The 20523-nt window shown below is 65.6% G+C and carries 13 protein-coding genes; 3 read left to right on the plus strand and 10 right to left on the minus strand.

The genetic code is table 11. The features are described from left to right. Positions 1–21: 21 nt before the first annotated feature. Entirely contained in the window at positions 22–1692 is a 1671-nt protein-coding gene (locus KMW22_RS15480) for a diguanylate cyclase domain-containing protein (protein WP_221090927.1), read from the minus strand. A gap of 235 nt (positions 1693–1927) precedes the next feature. On the opposite strand from KMW22_RS15480, the gene KMW22_RS15485 reads away from it, so the two are divergent. Then, positions 1928–2275 carry a hypothetical protein gene (locus KMW22_RS15485; RefSeq protein ID WP_221090928.1) on the plus strand — a complete coding sequence of 116 codons (348 nt, stop codon included), beginning with the start codon at positions 1928–1930 and terminating at the stop codon, positions 2273–2275. Here KMW22_RS15485 and guaD read toward each other — a convergent pair. Genes guaD through KMW22_RS15510 form a run of 5 tightly spaced genes read right to left on the minus strand, consistent with a single transcriptional unit; the run spans position 2272 to position 8446 of the window. Then, positions 2272–3573, minus strand: coding sequence for a guanine deaminase (gene guaD, locus KMW22_RS15490; RefSeq protein WP_221090929.1), 1302 nt, complete (start codon positions 3571–3573; stop codon positions 2272–2274). The two genes, KMW22_RS15485 and guaD, sit on opposite strands and share 4 nt — an antisense overlap. 49 nt (positions 3574–3622) lie before the next feature. Beyond that, the gene (gene xdhC, locus KMW22_RS15495; protein ID WP_235693031.1) at positions 3623–4456 is read right to left on the minus strand and encodes a xanthine dehydrogenase accessory protein XdhC; all 834 of its coding nucleotides are present in this window, start codon (positions 4454–4456) and stop codon (positions 3623–3625) included. Then, positions 4453–4647 (minus strand): hypothetical protein, encoded by a 195-nt coding sequence (locus tag KMW22_RS15500; RefSeq protein ID WP_221090931.1) that lies wholly within the window; start codon positions 4645–4647, stop codon positions 4453–4455. The genes xdhC and KMW22_RS15500 overlap by 4 nt, the downstream gene beginning before the upstream one ends. Then, positions 4640–7003: a xanthine dehydrogenase molybdopterin binding subunit gene (gene xdhB / locus KMW22_RS15505; RefSeq protein ID WP_221090932.1), complete on the minus strand. Its 2364-nt coding sequence runs from the start codon at positions 7001–7003 to the stop codon at positions 4640–4642. Before xdhB ends, KMW22_RS15500 begins: the two co-directional genes overlap by 8 nt. 36 nt (positions 7004–7039) lie before the next feature. Continuing rightward, positions 7040–8446: a xanthine dehydrogenase small subunit gene (locus KMW22_RS15510; RefSeq protein ID WP_221090933.1), complete on the minus strand. Its 1407-nt coding sequence runs from the start codon at positions 8444–8446 to the stop codon at positions 7040–7042. A gap of 271 nt (positions 8447–8717) precedes the next feature. On the opposite strand from KMW22_RS15510, the gene KMW22_RS15515 reads away from it, so the two are divergent. Then, entirely contained in the window at positions 8718–9725 is a 1008-nt protein-coding gene (locus tag KMW22_RS15515) for an outer membrane protein assembly factor BamB family protein (protein ID WP_221090934.1), read from the plus strand. 296 nt (positions 9726–10021) lie between these two features. Here KMW22_RS15515 and KMW22_RS15520 read toward each other — a convergent pair whose 3' ends face one another. Next, positions 10022–11533: a DEAD/DEAH box helicase gene (locus tag KMW22_RS15520; protein WP_221090935.1), complete on the minus strand. Its 1512-nt coding sequence runs from the start codon at positions 11531–11533 to the stop codon at positions 10022–10024. Between the two features lie 224 nt (positions 11534–11757). Here KMW22_RS15520 and KMW22_RS15525 point away from each other — a divergent pair, with 224 nt between their 5' ends. Next, on the plus strand, positions 11758–12159 hold the full coding sequence (locus KMW22_RS15525; protein ID WP_221090936.1) for a DUF1801 domain-containing protein: 402 nt from the start codon (positions 11758–11760) through the stop codon (positions 12157–12159). An 8-nt stretch (positions 12160–12167) separates the two neighbouring features. Here KMW22_RS15525 and KMW22_RS15530 read toward each other — a convergent pair whose 3' ends face one another. The 3 genes from KMW22_RS15530 to KMW22_RS15540 all read right to left on the minus strand — a co-directional run bounded on the left by KMW22_RS15530 (position 12168) and on the right by KMW22_RS15540 (position 20461). Further along, a complete protein-coding gene (locus KMW22_RS15530) occupies positions 12168–13394 on the minus strand; it encodes a glucose-1-phosphate adenylyltransferase family protein (protein WP_221090937.1) in 1227 nt (408 codons plus the stop codon). A 625-nt stretch (positions 13395–14019) separates the two neighbouring features. Continuing rightward, complete coding sequence (locus tag KMW22_RS15535) at positions 14020–14505, minus strand: hypothetical protein (RefSeq protein WP_221090938.1); 486 nt, start codon at positions 14503–14505, stop codon at positions 14020–14022. Then, a complete protein-coding gene (locus KMW22_RS15540) occupies positions 14486–20461 on the minus strand; it encodes a polymorphic toxin-type HINT domain-containing protein (protein WP_221090939.1) in 5976 nt (1991 codons plus the stop codon). Before KMW22_RS15540 ends, KMW22_RS15535 begins: the two co-directional genes overlap by 20 nt. Positions 20462–20523 lie beyond the last annotated feature (62 nt).

Consider the following 20523-nt stretch of genomic DNA (forward strand, 5'->3'; position numbering starts at 1 on the left):
GGCAAGGGCGCTGCTGGCCCGTTACGGCGCCGGGGTGCCTTCGGCGGGCACGTACAGGCAGACCTGCCGCCGGCCCTGCCGCTTGGCCGCGTACATCGCCTCATCGGCGCAGCGCTGCAGCGTGCCCAGGTCGGGCCCCGCCTGGGGCGTGACAGCCACGCCCACCGACGCGGAGACATGGACGGTGGCGCCTGTCCTGGGGAGGGTGTAGGGGCGCGAGAGGGTGTCTAACAGCTTGGTCGCCACCAGTTGCGCGTCGCCCGGGTGGCGCAGGCGGGTCAGAAACACCGCGAATTCGTCGCCTCCCAGCCGGGCCACCAGATCAGCCCCGCGCAGGCCGCCCCGCAGGCGCCCGGCCACCTGCACCAGCAGGTCGTCGCCCGCCGCGTGCCCGTGGGTGTCGTTGACCGGCTTGAAGCCGTCCAGGTCCAGAAACACCACCGCGCATTCGGCCTGTCCCGGCTGGGCCAGCAGCGCCTCGGCACGGGCACGGAACTGGGCGCGGTTGAGCAGGCCCGTCAGCGGATCGTGGCTGGCCTGCTGCACCAGGACGTGGCGGTCCTGCAGGAGGGTATTGTGGTCTTCAAGCAGGGCGCGCAGTTGCTGGCGCTGGGTTTCGGCTTCACGGCGCAGACGCTCAAGCTGCACCTGATCGCGCAGCGCCCGCGCCCGGCGGTCCAGGTGTTCGGCGTGCAGGGCGCGCTCCAGGGCGTGGTGGGCGGCCAGGGTCTCGTAGGCCGCGCGCCAGTCCTCGCGCTGGCGGTGCGCCTCGCTGAGCAGGCGCAGGGCCTCGCATTCCCGGGCGCGCAGGCCCCAGTGCCGGGCGTGGGTCAGGGCGGCGTTCAGGGGGGCCTGGGCGTCCTCCGGATGCCCGGCAGCCAGGGCCACCTGCCCCAGCACGGTCAGGGCGTGGGCGGCGGTGTCCCAGTCGGCGGCGCCCTCGGCCTGGGTGACGGCCGGGGCCAGCGCCTGTGCCGCCCCCTGGGCGTCGTCCACGCGGCCCAGGTGCAGCAGACACAGGACGCGGTAGGTGGCGAACACCAGCGCGTGGTGGCGCAGGCCCGCCTGCCGGGCGCTCTCCTCCTGAGCCGCAATCAGGGCCAGGGTCCGCGCGTACTCGCCCAGGGCGTAGCGGTCTATCACGATGTTGCTCACGCCGGTGAGGAGGTGGGTGTCGTCGCCCAGTTCCTCGGCCAGGGCCACCACCTGTTCGTGGGCCTGCAGGGCCAGGGCGTGATCGCCCAGTTCGGTGTGGACCAGCCCCACGTTGTTCAGCAGCCGCAGGCGCCCGAAGGTGTCGGCCGGGGGCACGCGGCGCAGACCTTCCAGAAACAGTTCCAGCGCGCGGGCGTAGTCGCCCTGGCGCAGCGCGCAGGCCCCCAGGCCGCTCAGCGCCCGGCAGACCAGCGACGCATCGGGGACCTCTAGCGCCAGGACGCGGCGGTACAGGGCCTGGGCTTCGGCATAGCGGTTCTGAAAGAGGGCCGGGGCCGCCGCTGTGCACAAGGCGCGGGCCAGCAGGACCGGGTCGGCATCCAGGGCTTCGGCCTGCGCCAGCGCTCCGGTGGCCAGGGCCTGCGAACGCGCCGGGTCAGTGTCCAGGGCGGATTCGGCGGCGGCCAGCTGCGCCAGCAGCGCGGCGTGGGCCTCTGGCGGGGCCGGGTCTGCCCTGCCACCGCCAAAGGAAGTCATGGCTCCACTGTAAAAGGTGCCTGCGCCGGGGTCCAGGGGCTGGGGAGCCGGAGGGGCCGCCCAGACGTGAACCGCCCTTCACGGAACCCGTCGCCGGGGTGCGGTCCAGCTTCAGAGGCCTTCAGCCGGTCCGCACCTCGCCGGCCTGGGCCACCCATCATCCTGCCCACAGGAGGCTTCCCATGACCCAGTGCCTGCCGTGCTCTCCCCTGCCCGCGCCCCACGGAGCAACGCCATGAAGCCGCCCGTCACGCCCCGCGTGCACGGGATCATTGACTATGTGGCCTGCGCGGGGCTGCTGGTGCTTCCCCGGGTGCTGGGGCTGTCGCCCGCCGCGCGGGCCCGGTCGCAGGCGTTTGCGGCGGCGTATCTGGCGCTGACGGCGGTCACGGACTTTCCCCCGGCCCTGCGCCGCACCGTGCCCTTTCCCTGGCATGGCCGAGCCGAGTTGCTGAGTGTGCCGCTGGTGCTGCTCTCGGCGCGGGGCGAGGGCCCCAGAGAGGGGCGGTACTTTGCCGGGGCCGCCGCGATGGTGCTGACCGCTTTCATCAGCACCGACTGGGCGGCCGACCCGGACCGCTAAGCCCGTGCCCGCACCTGCCCGCCGCCGATCCATACGCCCGCAATATCGGCTGGGGTGCCGGTGGCAAAGGCGGCAGCCAGAGCGCGTTCTGGGCTGGCCGCGTGGCGGAACACCGCGTCCAGAGGGGTGCCGGACGGGGGCGAGAGGTGCACGGCGTCAAACTGCTGGCCCGGCAGGAATGAGCCCACCTGCGCATCCAGGCCCAGCGCCTGGGCCCCCGCCCGGGTGGCGAGGTACAGCAGATGGGCGGGCGTCAGGGGAACGCCCGCCTCGCCCATCAGGTTCTGCATGAAGTGGGCCTGCAAGCCTTCTTTGAGCAGCGAAAAGCCGGTGCCACCGCCCACATCGCTGCCCAGGGCCACCGGCACGCCGGCCTGCAGGTGACGGCGCAGGGGAAAGAAGCCGCTGCCCAGGGCCGAATTGCTGCAGGGGCAGTGCGAAACGGCGCAGCCCCGTTCGGCCAGCACGCCCAGTTCGCGGTCCGAGGGGTGGATGTTGTGGGCCAGGACGCCGCGCGCATTCACCAGCCCGGCGCGCTCGTAGGTGTCGAGGTAATCGCGGGCGCCGGGGAACAGGCCGCGCACCACTTCCACCTCGCGCACGTTCTCGTTGATGTGGCTGGTGAACAGCACGCCTGGAAACTCGGTCATCAGGGCGGCACAGGCGTCCAGGATGCCCTCGGAGGCCGAGAGGGAAAAGCGGGGCGTGACCGCGTACAGGGCGCGGCCCACGCCGTGCCAGCGCTCGATCAGGGCCTTGCCCTCGGCGTAGGCGCGCTCGGGGGTGGTGTGCAGTTCATCCCGCAGCAGGCGGTCACTCACCACCTGTCCGGCCACGGCGCGCAGGCCCACGCGGGCGGCTTCCTCGAAAAACAGGTCCACCGCCGAGGCGAAGTGCGAGCCAAAGACCAGCGCGGTGGTGGTGCCCGCACCCAGCAGGCCATCCAGAAAGTCCCGGGCCACGGCGCGCGCGTAGGTGTCGTCGGCCAGCCGGGCTTCCTCGGGCAGAGCGCACCCCTCCAGCCACGCCAGCAGCGGCAGGCCCAGCCCGCCAATTACCCGCACCTGGGGCAGATGGACGTGGGTGTCAATGAAGCCGGGCAGCAGCAGGCCGCCGCGCAGGTCGGTCACGGGGGCGGCCGGGTGGGCCGCGCGCAGGGCCGCGAAGTCGCCGCTGGCCTGAATCACGCCCCCCGACACCAGCAGGCCGCCGTCTTCATGGGCACGCAGGGCATCAGGGTGGGTAAAGGGACTTTCAGGGGTGTGCAGGAGGGTCGCGCGGTACAGAACAGAGGTCATAACTTCCTTTGGGGTGGGGGTGGGGACAGAGGGGGGCTTTGACGAGGCTTCAGGGCGCCTCTTCACCAGGGCCCTCTGGAAACAGCAGCGGCGCGAGTTCGGCGGCCACGGCCAGGGCGATCATGGCGGGGTGCTTGCGGGCCGGCCCGGTCATCAGGGCCGGGAGGCCGATGGGTGTGGTCACGCGGGCCAGGACGTCTGGGGGGTGGCCCAGCGCGGCCAGTTGCCCCTGAAACCGCGCCCACTTGGCCGAGGACCCGATCAATCCCACCGAGCCCCAGTCGGGGCGGCGCAGGGCCGCGTCCAGCAGGGCGGCGTCCTCGGCGTGGTCGTGGGTGAGCAGGCGCAGATGGGTGCGCGGGGGCAGGTCGGCCAGCACCAATTCGGGGATGGGCGCGTGGTGCACATGCAGGGTCGCGGCGCCGCCGTCCAGGGGGGCCAGCCGCTCCGGGGTCAGCTGGGCGGCGCGCGAGTCAATGAGATGCAGGGCAAGCGGCAGGCGCGAGAGCATCCGCGCCAGTTCCAGGCCCACATGCCCGGCCCCGAACACCGCCACCGCCGGGCGCGCGGTGAGGAAAGGCTCGAGCAGCAGCGTGACCTCGCCGCCGCAGCACTGGCGGCCGTGCTCATTGGGGGCGCGGTCGGTCAGGCGCAGGGTCAGGAGTTCGGGGGCGCCCGCGCCCCCCGCCAGCAGGACGCGGGCGCGGGCCACCGCCGTGGCTTCCAGGTTGCCGCCGCCCACGCTGTCCCAGGTGTGCCCGGCCCCCACCAGCATCTTGGCCCCGGCCTCGCGCGGGGTGTGGCCCCGAGCGGCGGCCACAGTGACCAGCACGCCGGCCTCGCCCCGCGCGTGCAGGGCGTTCAGGGCCTCGCGCCAGTTCAAGGGCGGTGGTCCTGCCCGGGGCCCGTCCAGGCCAGCGGCACCAGCCGCAGCGGGCTCAGGGGCACTTCCTCGGCCCATTCGTGGCGGGCGAGGTCATCGGGGTCCAGGTCCTCGGTGGTGAGCAGGGGCAGGACTGGGGGCAGATCGGCGTGCAGCAGGTGCAGGTCGGCCGGGGTCAGGGGGTCAGTCATGGGGCAGGGTCTCCGGGTGGAACTGGCGGGCGCGGGTTAGGGCCCAGTAGATGGCTTCGGGGGTGGCGGGGCTGGCCAGCAGGGTGGGCTGGTCCGGCGGGCCAAAGGCCGCGCAGGCGGCCCGCAGCGCCTCGCGCACCGAGATCGCCAGCATCAGGGGCGGCTCGCCCACGGCCTTGGAGCCGTAGATCACGCCGTTTTCCGCCGCGTTTTCCAGCAGGGCCACATTGAATTCGGCGGGCAACTCGCTGAAGCTGGGCAGCTTGTAGGTGCTGGCCGAGTTGGTCAGCAGCCGCCCCCGCCCCGGGCCCTCCGATTCATCCCAGCGCAGCTCTTCGAGGGTCAGCCAGCCCACGCCCTGCAGGTAACCGCCCTCCACCTGCCCCAGGTCAATCAGCGGCGAGAGGCTCTGGCCCACGTCGTGCAGCAGGTCGGCCCGGCGCACGCTGTAGGCCCCGGTAAAGCCGCAGACCTCCACTTCCGAGACGGACGCGCCGTAGGAAAAGTATTTGAACGGCTCGCCCTGCATGGCCTCGCGGTCCCAGTGCAGGCCCGGGGTACGGTAAAAGCCGGCGGCCCACAGCGGGGTGCGGCGGAAGTAGGCCGCCTGCACCAATTCGGCAAAGGGCAGACCGCGCTCCGGGTGGCCCAGGGGGAAGACCTGCCCGGCCTCAAAGCACACGTCGTCCGGGTGCACACCCAGCTGGCCGGCCGCCACCTCGGCCAGCCGGGCGCGGATCTGGTCGCAGGCGTCTTTCACGGCCCCGCCGTTCAGGTCAGCGCCGGAACTGGCGGCAGTGGCGCTGGTGTTGGGCACCTTGTCGGTGCGGGTGGGCGCCAGGCGCACGCTTGAATACGGCACGCCCAATGCCGACGCCGCCACCTGCAGCATCTTGGTGTGCAGACCCTGGCCCATTTCGGTGCCGCCGTGGTTGACCAGCACGCTGCCGTCGCGGTACACGTGCACCAGCGCACCCGCCTGGTTGTAGGCGGTGAAGTTGAAGGAAATGCCGAACTTGACCGGCGTGATCGCCAGCCCGCGCTTGCGGTGCGGGTGCGCGGCGTTAAAGGCCGCGACCTGGGCCAGCCGACCCTGAAAGTCGCTGGTGCCCAGTAGGGTGTTCCACACCGTCTCCAGGCGCTCGGCGTGGCGCACGGCCTGGCCGTAGGGGGTGCTCTGGCCGGGCGGGTAGAAGTTGCGCGCGCGCAATTCGTGGGGCGAGAGGCCAAGCAGCGGCGCGACGCGGCCCAGGAGGTCTTCGGTGACCAGCATCCCCTGAGGGCCCCCGAAGCCCCGGAAGGCCGTTTGCGAGGTCTTATGCGTTCGGGCAATGCGGCCGTGCGCCTCGATATGGGGAATGTAATAGGCGTTGTCGAGGTGACACAGGGCGCGCGCCATGACCGGCTCGGACAGGTCCAGGCTCCAGCCGCCGTCGCTGGTCAGGGTGACCTGCAGGGCGGTGAAGCGGCCCTGGTCGTCAAATCCCGCTTTCCAGCGTGCGTGGAAGGGGTGGCGCTTGCCCGTCAGCGTGAGGTCCTGGGTGCGGTTCAGGCGCAGCCGCACCGGGCGCCCGGTCAGGGTGGCGCCCAGCGCGGCGATGGCTGCGTAGCCGTGGGGCTGCATCTCCTTGCCGCCAAAGCCGCCGCCCATGCGCAGGCACTGCACGGTCACCGTGTGCGAGGGCAGCCCCAGCACATGCGCGGTGATCTCCTGGGTTTCGCTGGGGTGCTGGGTGCTGGACTGCACGAACACCTGCCCGGCCTCGTCCACATGGGCCAGGGCCGCGTGGGTTTCCAGGTAAAAGTGTTCCTGGCCGCCCAGCTCGAATTCACCTTCAAAGAGGTGGGCCGCCTGGGCAAACCCCACCGCCACGTCGCCCCGGCGCAGGGTGGACTGGGCGCCCTGGAACGAGCCAGCGGCAATGGCTTCCCCCAGGGTGATGATGGACGGCAGCGGCTCGTAGGTGACCGCCACCGCCGCCGCACCCTGGCGGGCCGCCTCTTCAGAGTCGCCCAGCACCCAGCAGACGGCGTGGCCGTGGTACATAACTTCAGATGGAAACAGAGGCTCGTCGCCCTTCACGCCCGCGTCGTTCACGCCGGGCACGTCGGCAGCGGTGAGCACACGGGCCACCCCGGGCACGGCCAGGGCGGGGGCGGGGTCCAAGGCCACCACCCGGGCGTGGGCGTGGGGCGCCTGCACCGGCCACGCGTGCAGCAGCCCAGCCAGCCGAACGCCCAGGTCATCGGTGTACAGCGCCTGCCCGGTGACGTGGGCGGCGGCGCTTTCGTGGGGCAGGGGGGCCCCGACGGGGCCGGACGTGGGGGGGGTGGGCAGGGCAGGGTCAGAGGACATGGGGGGCCTCCGGTGGGGTGGGGCGGACAGAGGGGCTCACAGCGTGCCCCCCTGCTCCACGAAGAACTTCAGAAGGCTCTGCTCCAGCATGGCAGCGCGGTAGGCGGCGCTGGCGCGGTGGTCGCTCAGCGGCGTGCCGCTCTGGCCCAGGGCGCGGGCGGCGCGGCGTACGGTGTCGGCGGTCCAGGGCTGGCCTTCCAGAAGGGCCTCGGCGGCGGCAGCGCGCAGCGGCGTGGCGGCCACGCCGCCCAGGCCTATGCGGGCGCGGGTCACCACGCCGCCTTCCACCTGCAGCGCGTGGCCCACCGCGACGCTGGAAATATCGTCAAACCGGCGCTTGGCAATTTTGTGAAAGGCCACCAGGGGCGAGAGCGGCCTGGGAACCCGTACCGCCTGAATCAGCTCGTCCGGGCGGCGCACCGTCTGGCGGTAGCCGGTGAAGAAGTCGGCCAGCGGCACCTCGCGCGTGCCCCCGGGGCCCACCAGCACCACAGTCGCCTCCAGGGCCAGCAGCACGGGCGGGCTGTCTCCAATGGGCGAGGCGGTCCCCAGGTTGCCCCCCAGCGTGGCGGAGTTGCGGATGAGGCGCGAGGCAAACTGCGGAAACCAGGCCGAGAGCAGCGGCACGCGCCCGCCCAGGCGCCGCTCCAGGTCGCTGAGGGTGAGCCCAGCGCCCAGCAGCAGGTGCTCGGGTGTGTCCTCGAACACCCGCAATTCGGGCAGGGCGTCCACCGCCACTGTGAGCGGCGCGCGGGCGTGGCGCAGGTTGACCTCCACGCCCCAGTCGGTGCCGCCGGCCAGCACCTTCGCGCCGGGGTGGGCAGCCAGCAGGGCCATGGCCTCGGGCAGGCTGGCGGGACGGTGAAAGGCGCCGTCGGGGGCCTGCAGGGCGGTGGCGCGGGGGGCCGGGGCTGGCTGCCCGGTCCGGGCCAGCAGGGGATCATCCGGCGCGGGGGTGCCCAGCGCGTGCGCGGCGTCGGCAATGGGGCGGTAGCCGGTGCAGCGGCACAGGTTGCCGCTCAGGGCGTGCAGGTCAAAGCCGCCCGGCGCCCCGTGCTCACCGGGTGCGCGCCCCGGGCGGTAGTACTCGGCCGCCATGCTGCACACGAAGCCGGGGGTGCAGTACCCGCACTGCGAGCCGCCGCGCACCGCCAGTTCATGCTGGGCAGGGTGCAGGGCCCCCGGCGTGCCCAGGCCCTCGGCGGTGACCACCTCTCCCCCATCCAGGGCCGGCAACAGGGCGAGGCAGGCGTTCACGCTCTCCCAGCGGGTGCCAGTTCCCTCGGGGCGGGCCACCAGCACCGCGCAGGCGCCGCATTCGCCCTCGGCGCAGCCCTCCTTGCACCCGGTCAGCCCCCGGGCGCGCAGGGCCGAGAGCAGCGTGGTGTGTGCGCCGCCGCCCAGGGGGGTGGGAACCCCGTTCACCGTGACCGTGACTGTCATGTTCCTCCTTGCCGCCAGAAAGCGGGCTGCCCGGCGCGGCCCCTGCCCCGGGTGGGGAAGGCCGCGCATGGTTCACGCCGGACGTGCAAAAGGGGGCGGGCTGCCGGTTATCCATGCAGAACGACAGCCGGGTTGTGGGTAGATTCAGGATAGTACAGCGGGGCGGTGGATGGGGCCGGTTACTGGGATCACGCTAGAGTTGGAACCGTTTTTCCCGCTAAGCCTGCGTGAATCTCAACATCGACAAGTCCGGGTCTGTAGAGTTGGGTGCGTGAAGTCCCAACCCATGTGGTCATACCGCGCTCACTGGGCAGTGCATGTCTTGGAGCGCGTTGAGCACAAGTTGATCGTGCCGGTTCGTCGAACTTCACTGGCTGCTCTTGATCTCGTGACGGGCGAAGAATTATGGCGAACCCGGCGGCAGGAGGTCGTCTCATGGGACATCGCCACAACGACAACACACGCGTTCGTTCGTGGTCGCCAATCGCTCACAGCGCTGTTGCTCTCGACAGGTGAAGTGGTTTGGCAGATAGCCGTACCACCGTTTTCCGGCTGGATTCATGCGGTTCAGGACACCGTGATGATCGGAGGCTGGCGGGGGTATTCCCCGATCCAGGCTTACGACACGAAGGATGGATGCGTCGTGTGGACGCATCCGCTTCACGGTGCGCCCATTCGAACTGGAATTTACGCTCCTCTTAAAGCCGCTTTTTATATCAGTGCCAATGGCAAAATCACCTTTCTACGGCTCACCGATGGGCAGGTCGGGCATGAACTGGAGTTCTCAGATCTGGATATAAAACAGCGTGTTGATTTCATCCCGAAGGGTGCGCTTGGAAGGCGAGGGGCATCACTCCTCGTACGGGGAGCAAACACTCGTATCTACCGCATCATGGGCTCAGAAATCGCGGTCGAATGCCATACCTTAGGGCAGCAACCAGTCACCCAGGTGCTTGAGGATCAAAGAGGAGAACTGTTCTTTTTCGATGATAGAGGCAGCCTTTGCGTCTATGATTTCGGTGATGGCGTGACCAGCACTGTGGGCTGGCCTGCTCATAATGCTGCTTGGTCTTCCCCTGTCACACGTACTCATGACGGATCGGTGGTTGTAGGTACGTCGTTCGGCCAATTGCTTCGATTTAGACCAGGGGGACAGGTCCCTGGGCAGCAGACAGTAGGCAGGCGCATCCTCACGAAATTGCACGTGCTTGGCGACCTTGTTGTGTTTGGGACACAGAGTGGCGAGGTCGTGGCCTGGCGTTGGGAAGACCTCCGGTAACTTACGGCACGATATGTCTAGCTGGGGTATACCCCAACCTTACACGCGTGCCATGCGATCAACACAGCGTTTCGCGTCCAGTTGAAGTCCATCTCGGCTCAAACTGACACCTGTCAGAGCGGGGCCAAACATCAACCTGACAGATCGGCACGCTTACCGGGAATTTTCGTTCCAACTCTAGCGTGACCCATTACTCTAGGCCACTGGGGGACAGAACGGGGGGCCAGGAGGGCGCGGTGTACTGTGCCGCTTCCTCCTGGCCCCTTTTTCGTGACTGGGCTTCCGCGCCTGGGCGCTTAGCGGCGGCCCCGGCCCCGCGCACGCTGTGGGCCCACACGGCCAGCGCCAGTGCCGGGGGTGGCGCCTTCGGGGCGGCGGGCCGGGCGGCCTCCCCCCTGCTGACCAGACGGGCGCCCCTCGCCCTGGCGGGGCCGCTGGGGCCGGTCACCGGACTGGGCCTGGGCCGGGCGGGCACTGCCGCTTCCCCCCGGGCGCCCGCCCGCGCCCCCGGGCTGACCAGCGCTGCGCCCGCCGCCTTGCCCACCCCGGCCCTGGCCCTGCTTTTCCTGAATGGCCTTGTCAATCTGGCCTTCTTCGCGGGTCAGCGGGGGGTGCAGGGCGGCGGGCAGCTTGCGGCGAATGCTCTGCCACAGGGCGCGCTGTTCGGGAATCAGCAGCACGAGGTTGGTGCCGGGGCGCCCGGCGCGGGCGGTGCGGCCCGAACGGTGCACATGGTCCTCGGCGGTGGAGGCCACGTCCATATGGATCACCAGGCGCACCTCGGGCAGGTCAATGCCGCGCCCGGCGATATCCGTGGCCACCAGCACGCGCGACTGGCCTTCACGCAGCAGGGTCATGGTACGCTCGCGCTTCTTCTGGTCCATGTTGCCTTCCAGGGCACTCACGGTCTCGGTGGGCAGCAGCGCGCCCAGCTTCTCGGCGCGGCGCTTGACGAGGTGCTTGGTGCGGCTGAAGATCACCACGCAGCCGCCGGGCTCGCGCAGGGCCTCGCGGGTGCGGGCGGCGGTCAGGTCCAGCACATCGTCGCGGGTGGTGTTGTGCAGTTCGTGGGTGGCCCCGGTGGCGCCGCCCAGCACGTCGCCGGGGTTGGCCGCGTCACTCGCGGGGGTGGCCGGGGCAATGTCAATGCGCTGCGGGTCTTCCATGAAGCGCTCGGCCACCGCGCGAATCTCGGCCGGGAAGGTGGCGGAGGCCATGGCGATCTGCAGGTGGCCTTTGCCCGCCCGCTGCGCCTGCGCGGCGCGCAGAATGTCGCCCACATCGCGCAGGAAGCCCAGGGAGAGCAGCTCGTCGGCTTCGTCCAGCACGGCGTATTTCAGGCCCGCAAGGCTGAGTTCCTGACGGTTGATCAGGTCTTTCAGGCGCCCGGGGGTGCCGGCAATCAGGCCCTTGCCAGTGGCTTCAGAGCGGGTCTGCCCGGGGGTGATGCCGCCGGTGATCCGCCCGGCGGGCATGCCCAGCTCGCGCGCCACATCGCGGATCTGCACCGCCAGTTCGCGGGTGGGGGTCACCACCAGCACCTCGGGGCGCATGCCGCGCACAGGCGTCATGCCAATGCCGCGCGCAGCGGCGGGAATCAGAAAGGCCAGCGTTTTGCCGCTGCCGGTGCGGGCGGTGGTGATCACGTCGCGCCCGGCCAGCAGCGCGGGAATGGCCCCGGCCTGAACGGGGGTGGGGGTGCGGTTCCCCAGCAGGGCGGTCCAGTCGGCGCTGGGGGTCAGGGGGGCGGCCACAGGGGTGGCAGGCGACGCAGCAGGCGTGCGCCGGGGTTTATTCGTTGAGGTCATGCGAGGTCCTTCCAGAGGTCCACCGGGGGCGCGCCGCGCGGGACCAGGGGCAATAAGGGACGCGCCGGCCACAAGGCGGGCAGGACGCGTCCAGGCGAGCGCCTCCAGCCACCCGGCGACGCCAGGGGCGGGGCAAGACGGACCATGCGCCTCGGCCCGTGCTGCCTCCACTATGCCGGATAAAGCCCCCCAGACCCAAATGGGCGCCCCGGTAGGATGGGGCGATGACCCCCCAGCCACCCACGCCGCCGCACGCTCCGGCCCTGATCTCCGAAAAAATTGCTGGCCTGAACGACTGGCGGGGCGAGACCCTGGCCCGGGTGCGCGCGCTGATTCTGGCAGCGGCACCCGGCATTCAGGAGGAATGGAAATGGGACACCCCGGTGTGGTCTTGCGGCGGCATCGTGTGTACCGGCGAGGTCTACAAGGCGGCCGTCAAGCTGACCTTTCCCCAGGGTGCGGCGCTGCCCGACCCGGGCGGGCTGTTCAACGCCAGCCTGGAGAGCAAGGTGCGCCGGGCGATTGACCTGCGCGAAGGAACCGCATTGGACGAGCCGGCTTTTCAGGCACTGGTGCGCGCGGCGGCGGCACTGAACGAGGAGAAGCGCGCCTCCAAAAAGGGCTGAAGCGCAACCTACATCTCGGGGCCCGGCTCGACCTCGGCGCCGCCTTTGACAGGCTCGTTCACCCGGGCGCGGGCACCCACCAGTGTTAGCTTCTGGCCGCCGCCCACGTTGGCGCCCAGCTGCGCTTCCTCGTCCACGATGGCGCGGCGTACCCGCACGCCTGCGCGCACCACCACGTCGCGCAACAGCACGCTGTCTTCGACGGTGGCGCCCTCTTCGACGATCACACCGGGCGCCAGCACCGAGCCGCGCACCGTGCCCGCCACCCGGCACCCGTAGGATACGAGGCTGCCGGCCACCTTCGCCCCCGCTTCCAGCCGCGCGGGCATGCGCGGAATGCTGGAGGTCAGGATGGGCCACTCGGGGTCGTCCAGGGTCACGGCCTGGGCGTGCAGCACGTCCTGGTGCGCGCGCCAGTAGGCCTCGGGCAGGCCCACATCCAGCCAGTAGCCGCCCAGGTTGGTGGCGCGGGCCTCGCCAGCAGCCACGAAGGCGGGAATCAGTTCGTGGCCGAAGTCGCCCAGGCGCTCGCCTTCGCCCTTGGCCTTGTGCAGGCGCTCCAGCTGCTTCAGCAGTTTGGGGGCGTCGTACACGAAGATCTCCGTGGTGATGGTCTGGCTGCGGGGATGCTCGGGCTTGTAGTCAAAGTCCGTCACCTGTCCCTCGCGGTTCACCTTCACCACGCCGAAGCGGGAGGCGTCCTCGCCTTCAGGCACCCTGGTCGTCACCATCGTCACGGCGGCGCCACTGTTCAGGTGCTCCTCAATGACCGGGCGGTAATCCAGCGTGTACACATGATCGGCCGAGAGCACCAGCAGCACATCCGGCTGGTACTGGCGAATCAGGCGGCGGTGAATGAACAGGGCGTCGGCGTTGCCGGAAGCGAAGCCGCCCTCGGCCTCGGCACCGCTGAAGGGCGGCAGCACCTGCAGGCCGCCGTGGGTGCGGTCCAGGTCCCAGGGGCGGCCACTGCCCAGGTGGTCGTTCAGGGTGTGTAGTTCGTATTCCTCGATCACCCACACGTCGCTCAGGCCGCTGTGTACGCAGTTGCTGAGGGCGAAGTCAATCAGGCGGTAGGTGCCGGCAAAGGTGAGGGTGGGCTTGGCCCGCTCCTGGGTGAGCACGCCCAGGCGTTTGCCCTTGCCCCCGGCCAGGATGATTGCCAGCACGCGCTTGCCGCGCACGCGGGTGCCGCGCCCAGTGGGCCCACTGCTCAGACTGCGGGAAGACGCCATGCCGCGAGTCTCGGGGGCGGGGCTGGGGAGGCGGGTGTGGGCGGCGTAAGGGGGGGTTTATGGGCGTGGCGGGTCGGGGAGCAGGCGAGGCCCGGTGGTGCGCCAAACGGGGCAAGATGTGAACGGCTGGAAGCTGAGGAAGCAATTGCTCAGTGCGTCGCCGCTTGGACAGATTGGGGAGCGGCAGCTCTGCATGAATGGAGCCGGATTGATCCACACTGGAAGCGTAAGCACGACGAGCTATTCCAACCGCTGTACCAAGAATGGGCAGTAAGCGTGCGGGATGTAGGGCGAGGCTGCTTTCCTCGCGTGAGGCGCCTCCCTTGCCGAATGGTGGGAAAGCGCGCCCGATCTGTGGCGCTGGCTGTGGCGTGGGCTGCATGGCTGGCTGGAGCAGCACTTACGACAGTGGCCGCAGCAATTGCCTGAGGCACTGGGCGTGCCAGTGGAAGAATGACAACACCTTGTGCGAGAGGCGGCTACGGCTGAGGATCATGCTCTGGTGCTTGCTGTCTGCGCTTGGAGTGGGCGCAAGAGAGAAGCCGCCCCACTTCCCTGTTAGGAGAATGAGGCGGCTGGTAGTTACAAGGCAGTTGTCAATGTGAGTGTTAATTCCCGACCGGGCTCATTCAGATCTTCTGAAAATTTTGACCACGTAGCTTCTTAAAGAAGATTGACACATGGGGCACAAAAGAGGTCGAAAATTCATCATCTTTTGCCTAAGGAGGTCAGGCTTGCCTGGATAGCCATCCCCGCCATCAACTACCAGCGTATCTAGCTCTGTTTTGCAAACAGAGCAATTCATTTTTAAAAAGTGAGTTATGATAGATTTCTTAAAAGCCGCCTGCAGAATCTGTATATCCCTCTTATATAGTTTACGCATTTCAAAGGATTCGATATTGATCTCAAATAATATGATTCTGGCAGCAGCTGGATAATCGTATGGATTATTCGAGAATACAATCACCCCGCAGTCGTCAGCTCGTCTAATGAGATCTCCAGCCTTTTGACTTACTCTCACAAGAGAATTAAATATCTCAGGTAGTTCAATTGAGTTAGGATCAATATAGATGTAGTTTACACCTTCAGAACTAACGTTTAAGTGTGCCACAGCTGACTCCATTTACGACTAGAAGCTCGGACTCGGTCGCACCAGGGATGGTTTGAGCATGTAGTAGGCTATTAGGAATTGCCGCTCGCATAACGTTTGCGCCAAATCCTTTCGCTACTGAAGGGTCAGTGGTCACCGAAACCATTGACCTTGCCCCGAAGACTGCGATTTCCTGGCCCCAATAACCATGGGCCTGAATATATGCTCCTCTACTCCCCCAAATCGCCATTTGTTGAGCATCAGCTATCCTTGAAGCTTGGAAGGCAATCCTAAGTGCCGCGAGAGTGGATTTACCCTCCCACAATGCCTCTCTATAAGCTGATCTCGCAGAATCACTCAGCAAGAAACCAGTCTCACGATAGATATCGTACTCAATTCCAAAATCGGTACCTCGGTAAACAGTTGTAGATCCTCCTGCATTATGGACCAACCACCCGTCCTGCCCAACGTAATAGGTATGGGCCTCACTGACGGTGAGATTAAACATCTCCTGGGTCTTCTGCACGTTGATGACGTTAGCAACGAGGCCAATCGTGCCGTCTGCCTGCTTGATCTTGTCGCCGATCTTGAGGTGGCCCGCTCCAATCCACTTGTCACTGAGGTCCTCATGCCCCTCCGGCTTGGGCCGAGGCTGGGTGTCTGAGCGCTCCGTGACGTAGAAGGGATGTCCAGGGGTGGTTTCGACAAATTCCAGCTTGTGCTTCTGGTCCGGGTCGGTCAGCGTGAGGTAGGTGATCTCTGGATCGACGTTCTTGTGGACAGCCGTGATCGGGTAGTACCCGTTCTCGCCGGTCTTCTCGTTGAATGCCAGCACTGGGGTGCCAACTGTGAGGGTAGAGATTGCGACAAACCCAGAAAGGGTGCGAACAAGCGTCGAAGGGGCGAAAGAGTTGGGATACCGACAAAGCGGCTTCGCCAAACCCACAACGCCTTTAAGCCATCTGACCGCTGTGCCCATAGCTTCGTTCGAGACAACCTTGCTCCTCACGTATTTGAAGGCATTGCCACTCATCCGACTGCCTCTCCCTGGAATTGCTTCTGTGACACTCAACGCCAATGTAGTGGAAATAAAATCACGCCCTCCTGCCGCAGACAATCGATATTCTTCTTCCATCGCTGCCTGATGCGCCTCGCCAACCAGTATTTGAGACGTTTGAGCCATATATTCTTTCTTCTTCTGCGGATCCTTGTTCTGAAGACCTTCTCTGGCTGCATTAGCCATGCCTTTAATAAGATGAAGTGCTGCACCGTCGGAAAGGCCTGATTTTATTTGATCAAGTGCAGCGAACACGCCTGCATAAACGTCAAGTGCCTGACGCGGGTCATCAAATGCATGAGCAAAGATAATGATGGCCTGGACATCTTCATATGTCCCAAACTTATTGATGGCTTCAATCTTCGTGACATCTCTGGCCAGCTCAACAATCTTGTGTTCAGCCCGGTCGCGCACGTCCCCCATGACCTCGTCCGCTTTCTGTTGAGACATCATTGCAGCGGCGTCAGCATTCTTGGCCGCCACAGCATTCCACCACTTTTCAAAGTCCGCCCAGCTTAGTTCTTCAACTTTTGCAGCGTAAACTGGATGTTCAAAGCCTTGACCATCATCAAAGTCAGCAGGAACTTCAAGGGTAAGTATGGCACCCTCAGAGACATTCACCGTCGGCGCAGAGGACTTGACTTCATCGGTTTTCACGACCTGCTTTTGACTTTCGCCGGTCTGGACAGCTGCCGGCTCATCTTTCGGCGTCACCGTCCCACCAATCTTGCTTGGGTCAGCCAGCTTCGGCAAGGTGGGGGTTAACACATCCAGCGGGTTGATTTTCAACGTACTGCTCAAAGACTGCGTCGGCGCGTCCAATCTGACCACACCTCGCGGTACGGCGAAAGGTCGAGTTCCAGTCCAGTTCGTATTGTCGTTGTACCCATCCAAGAGAGAATAGGTGGCGTCACGATATTGATAATTGTTGAGCCGGTACGTGTGATCAAGAAGACTGCAATTTGTGCTCGACTTGCACTTATAGATGTAGTTCCCTGCTTTACGAAGGATCAACTGAACCTTACCCTGGACGGTGTAGGTTACGTTCCAATCCCGCCACACCCCGTGTTCCGCCAGCCATTCATCACCACTTTGCTCTTCGATCTGCGCTGTGCTGGTGAGAATCTGCTCGCCAAACGGGTCATATCGGAAGTCGTTGTATCGATTGGCAACCCCGTAGCACCCGCTCGAGTTGCAGAAGCTTTGGCTAACCGAAGCGTTGCTGGTGTTGTTGAAATGCACCACTTGATCGTCTGCGTTGTACCGCTTGACATATCCGTGGGAATCTCCACCTGTTACGGCCAAACGATTCCCACGAGAGTCAATGCTGTATGACTGGGTCATCAAACCGCTGTAGACGCTCGGCTTCGTTTCCTGGGTAATGATGCCATCATCATTGATGGCAGCTCCGTAGATAACTTCTTCGGGTGAGTTCTCCGTCTTGGTGACGGTCTGCATGCACCGGTAATAAGAACCAGGGCCGGCCTCACACCATCCTTCTTCATATGTCGTGTAAGAGCTCGTTGAATTCCTGACATGACCAATGAGACTGCCATGATTGTTATAGGAGCGGGTTTCTGTATATGTGATCGGCGTGTTGTTTGGTCGCGTGACTTCTGTCTGGGTCTGCCACAGGGCATTTGCCGCGCTGTTGCCGTAACGATAGGTTGTCTTCGAATTTCCACCATCAGCCTTCGTTTCAAAGGCAGAGCCAGCCAAGCCACTCACGGTTGGTGTGGTGGTTTTATTGAAGATCACTGCACCATTCTGCTCGCCCCGGTTAATGACCGTGCCATCGGTGCCGTACGTGGTGTACACGCGGCCCGGTGCACCATTGGTGGGCCCCCCGGTGCTGTCATACACCACGATTTCCCGGCCCCGCTGGTCGTAGGCTTCCACACCTTTGTAACCGTGATCGGTGGTGCCGTCGCCCGTCCAGCTGTTCCACACGCGCCCGTCGTAGAAGTAGCTGTACCGCTGGTGCCGGGTTGGCGCACTCGCCAGCTGGTCCTGGCGCGTGGGATCACTGCTGCCTACGTACGGCACGTTATCCGTGGTGGTGGTCTTCTCGATCTGATCGCGCTCGGTGTAGGAGGTCGTGATCGTGGCGATGCTGGCGGCAAGGTACACACCTTCGTTGCCGCCGTAGTAGCGCCTCAAATGGTTATTCTGAACCTTGCTCTGCCGACGCACGCGAATATCGCGGTCCTGACGGGTTTCCTTGTTGCTGGGGCTGTACTGATAGCTGAAGCTGTTCTGCTTCAGGCTGGCGTCCAGCGGGGCGTTGTTATCGGCGTTGGTTGGGGTGTCCCAGGCACTGGTGAGATTTCCATTCTGGTCATGCGTCCAGAAGGACCAGTAGTTCGTCAGCCCGGTTTCGGCCCCATTGGCGTACTGCTGAATCTTGTAGATGCCCCCGTTGCCCCAGAACTTCCGGAAGTACCGCTGCCCCAGGCCGTTGACAAAGGTGTTCTTTGAATACTCCCAGGTATGCCCGTCGCCCCACGACACTTCCCCGATCTGAATGCCCCGCGCGTAGTACCACGGCATCGTCATGTTACCCGTGCTGTGCGAAATGCGGGGGTCCCAGGGGTCCACCACATCCGGAATGCTGGCCAGGTTGCCCTGGTAGGTGTAGCTCGTCTTCGCGGTGGGCAGGCCATCCAGGCGGTAGGTGGTCAACTTCCATCGCGTGGCCGTGCCTTCCCCCACCCGGGGCCGGCTTTCACTGATGATTTTCCCGAGGCTGTTGTACCGATACTCAGTGATCAGCCCACGTTCGTCCTTCTTGATCAGGTTCCCGCTCGCATCGTAGGCATAGGTGCTGCGCAAGCCAGCCGAGAGCCCCGCGTTCGCGTCGGTCTGGTTGCCGGGACGCGCGTCCTCATGCTTGGCAATCAGGCGCCCCGCCCAGTCGTACTCCATCCGCGTCGGGAAGCTGTTCGCGTCCGTCGAGCTCTTGATTTCCCCGTTGCTGTGGTAGCTCTGCGTGATTGTCGCCGTCGCTCCGCTCTGATCTGGCGGCAGCGTCGTGCTCACGGGACGGCCCGCGTGGTCATACACGTAGCTGGTCAACGCGCCCACGCCCGGCCCAGCCTGCGTGTGCATGTGTGCGCGATAAATGTGCGTGGGGAACTGCCGCGTGCTGTACTCCCGGTACTCGGTGGTCACCATCCCGGCGCCTGACTCGTTATCGGGCTCTAATGTCGCCTGGGGTAGACCGTCTGGGGTGTAGGTGTAGGCCTTGGTCTTGATGCCCCGTTCATCAATCTCCGCGGTCGGTCCGAAGAGACTGTATTCCTTCTTTTTGCTATTGCCACGCCCATCCACAAGTTGAACAGTGCGGGCGTTGCCGTCATACGCCGTACGGGCGGTCACCCAGTCGAAGCCCTGGTGCGCTTGGGTGTACTGCGGTTCGGCGTCCGCGTTCTTCGTCCACACCTGACGCTCGACCGTCACGACATTGCCACTGTTGTCGTACGTCAGCTTCGTCTGGTACCCGTCTGCATCCGTGACCACGGTCGGGCGATCAAAAGCGTCGTACTGCGTGCGGGTGGTGGCGATGGTCGCGTTGCTAGGCCAGACCATATTCAGTGGGCTGATGGCGTTGCCCGTGATGAGCCTGTGTTCTGCGGCCTTCCGGCCCAGCACGTCGTATTCATAGAACTCGAAGGGTCGGCGCGCATCGGTGTAGGGCTGCCCGGTGGCACTCGTCATCACGGGGTTGAGCTTCTTGACCAGATTGCCGGCCTCGTCATATTTGAGGTACGTGCTGCGGTCGGCCTCTCCCCCGTTCATCGTCAGGCGGCTATCGGTGATCTTCACCGGGCGGTCAAAGGCGTCGTAGTAGGTGCGGATAGTGCCGTCGGGCGTGTCCATCTGATACTCCCGCCCCAGGGAATCCACATGATGGATGAGATTGAAGGTCTTGCCGTCATTCAGATAATGGCTTTCCACCCAGGGTTTGCCGGTCAGGCCATAGCGGGTAGTGGTGGTTTTGGTCCAGTTCGGCTCATTGACTTCCACCGGGCGGTCGAGCGTGTCGTACTTCGTTTTGGTTTCAAACTGCCCATCCACGATGGTGCTGTTGGGTCGACCATACGCGTCATAGCCGATGGCCGTGGTTTTGCGGGGGGTGGCCACGCCCAGGGCATTGGTCGTGCCGATCCCCGTGACAATCTCAGTCACGCGGCCCAGATTGGTGCCACTGCCGGCATAGCGGTAGTCCGTGACGTTTTGCGGACTTCCATCCCAGGAGGCGTCCAGTTCCCCCGTGCTGTAGTACGCCCACTGCCGGTTGACCAGGTGCACCCAGGCACCACTGTCGGTCTGCAGTTCCCACAGGCTTTCCCACACGGGCTGCCCGAAGCCGTCATGCATCTTCCAGTAATTCCGGTCCGCGTAGTGCGCGGTGGCGCCGTCCCACTTGTACACGTGCGCTCTGGTCGTGTACTCCCGCACCTGATGGCCGTACTCGTCGTATCCGTAACTGCTCGTCACGCCGTTGCTGACCTTCGTGGCCACCTGGTCGCCGTACTGCTTGACGGCTTTCTGCCGGTCATACGGCATGACCGCCATGGTGCTGGGGTACACCAGGTCGTACAGCGCGCCTGTGCCGTGGTACCCATAGCTCACAGACTTGTAGGCGCCAGCGTCTCCACTCCGGTACAGATTGGTGTAGCTCACGCGCCCATAGACATCTAAGCCTGTCACGAACGTGCGACGCAGCGCGCCATTGTCGTACCGGGTCTCCGAGATGAGGCTGTTGGCACTCACGACCTGCCCACCCACATTGGCCGGCTCATGACGGTTGAACGAGATACTCTTCTGTACCTCACCGTAGGTGTAGGTGGCGTCCGATGAGAGCAGGTCGTTCGACCGACCCTGCCCCGACGCCGCCGCCTGCACCTGGGTGATCAACTGGTTGTCGTTGTCGTACCTGTAGTGCGTCAGCCGCTCATAGCCGGCGGGGGCGGGATCCG

The organism is Deinococcus aquaedulcis, assembly GCF_019693445.1.
Classification (GTDB): domain Bacteria; phylum Deinococcota; class Deinococci; order Deinococcales; family Deinococcaceae; genus Deinococcus; species Deinococcus aquaedulcis.

What these genes read in the sequence shown, in the direction of transcription:
- KMW22_RS15480 (WP_221090927.1), bottom strand. Translation starts at nt 1,692, where the DNA reads ATGACTTCCTTTGGCGGTGGCAGGGCAGACCCGGCCCCGCCAGAGGCC.
- KMW22_RS15485 (WP_221090928.1), top strand. Translation starts at nt 1,928, where the DNA reads ATGAAGCCGCCCGTCACGCCCCGCGTGCACGGGATCATTGACTATGTG.
- guaD (WP_221090929.1), bottom strand. Translation starts at nt 3,573, where the DNA reads ATGACCTCTGTTCTGTACCGCGCGACCCTCCTGCACACCCCTGAAAGT.
- KMW22_RS15500 (WP_221090931.1), bottom strand. Translation starts at nt 4,647, where the DNA reads ATGACTGACCCCCTGACCCCGGCCGACCTGCACCTGCTGCACGCCGAT.
- xdhB (WP_221090932.1), bottom strand. Translation starts at nt 7,003, where the DNA reads ATGTCCTCTGACCCTGCCCTGCCCACCCCCCCCACGTCCGGCCCCGTC.
- KMW22_RS15510 (WP_221090933.1), bottom strand. Translation starts at nt 8,446, where the DNA reads ATGACAGTCACGGTCACGGTGAACGGGGTTCCCACCCCCCTGGGCGGC.
- KMW22_RS15520 (WP_221090935.1), bottom strand. Translation starts at nt 11,533, where the DNA reads ATGACCTCAACGAATAAACCCCGGCGCACGCCTGCTGCGTCGCCTGCC.
- KMW22_RS15525 (WP_221090936.1), top strand. Translation starts at nt 11,758, where the DNA reads ATGACCCCCCAGCCACCCACGCCGCCGCACGCTCCGGCCCTGATCTCC.
- KMW22_RS15530 (WP_221090937.1), bottom strand. Translation starts at nt 13,394, where the DNA reads ATGGCGTCTTCCCGCAGTCTGAGCAGTGGGCCCACTGGGCGCGGCACC.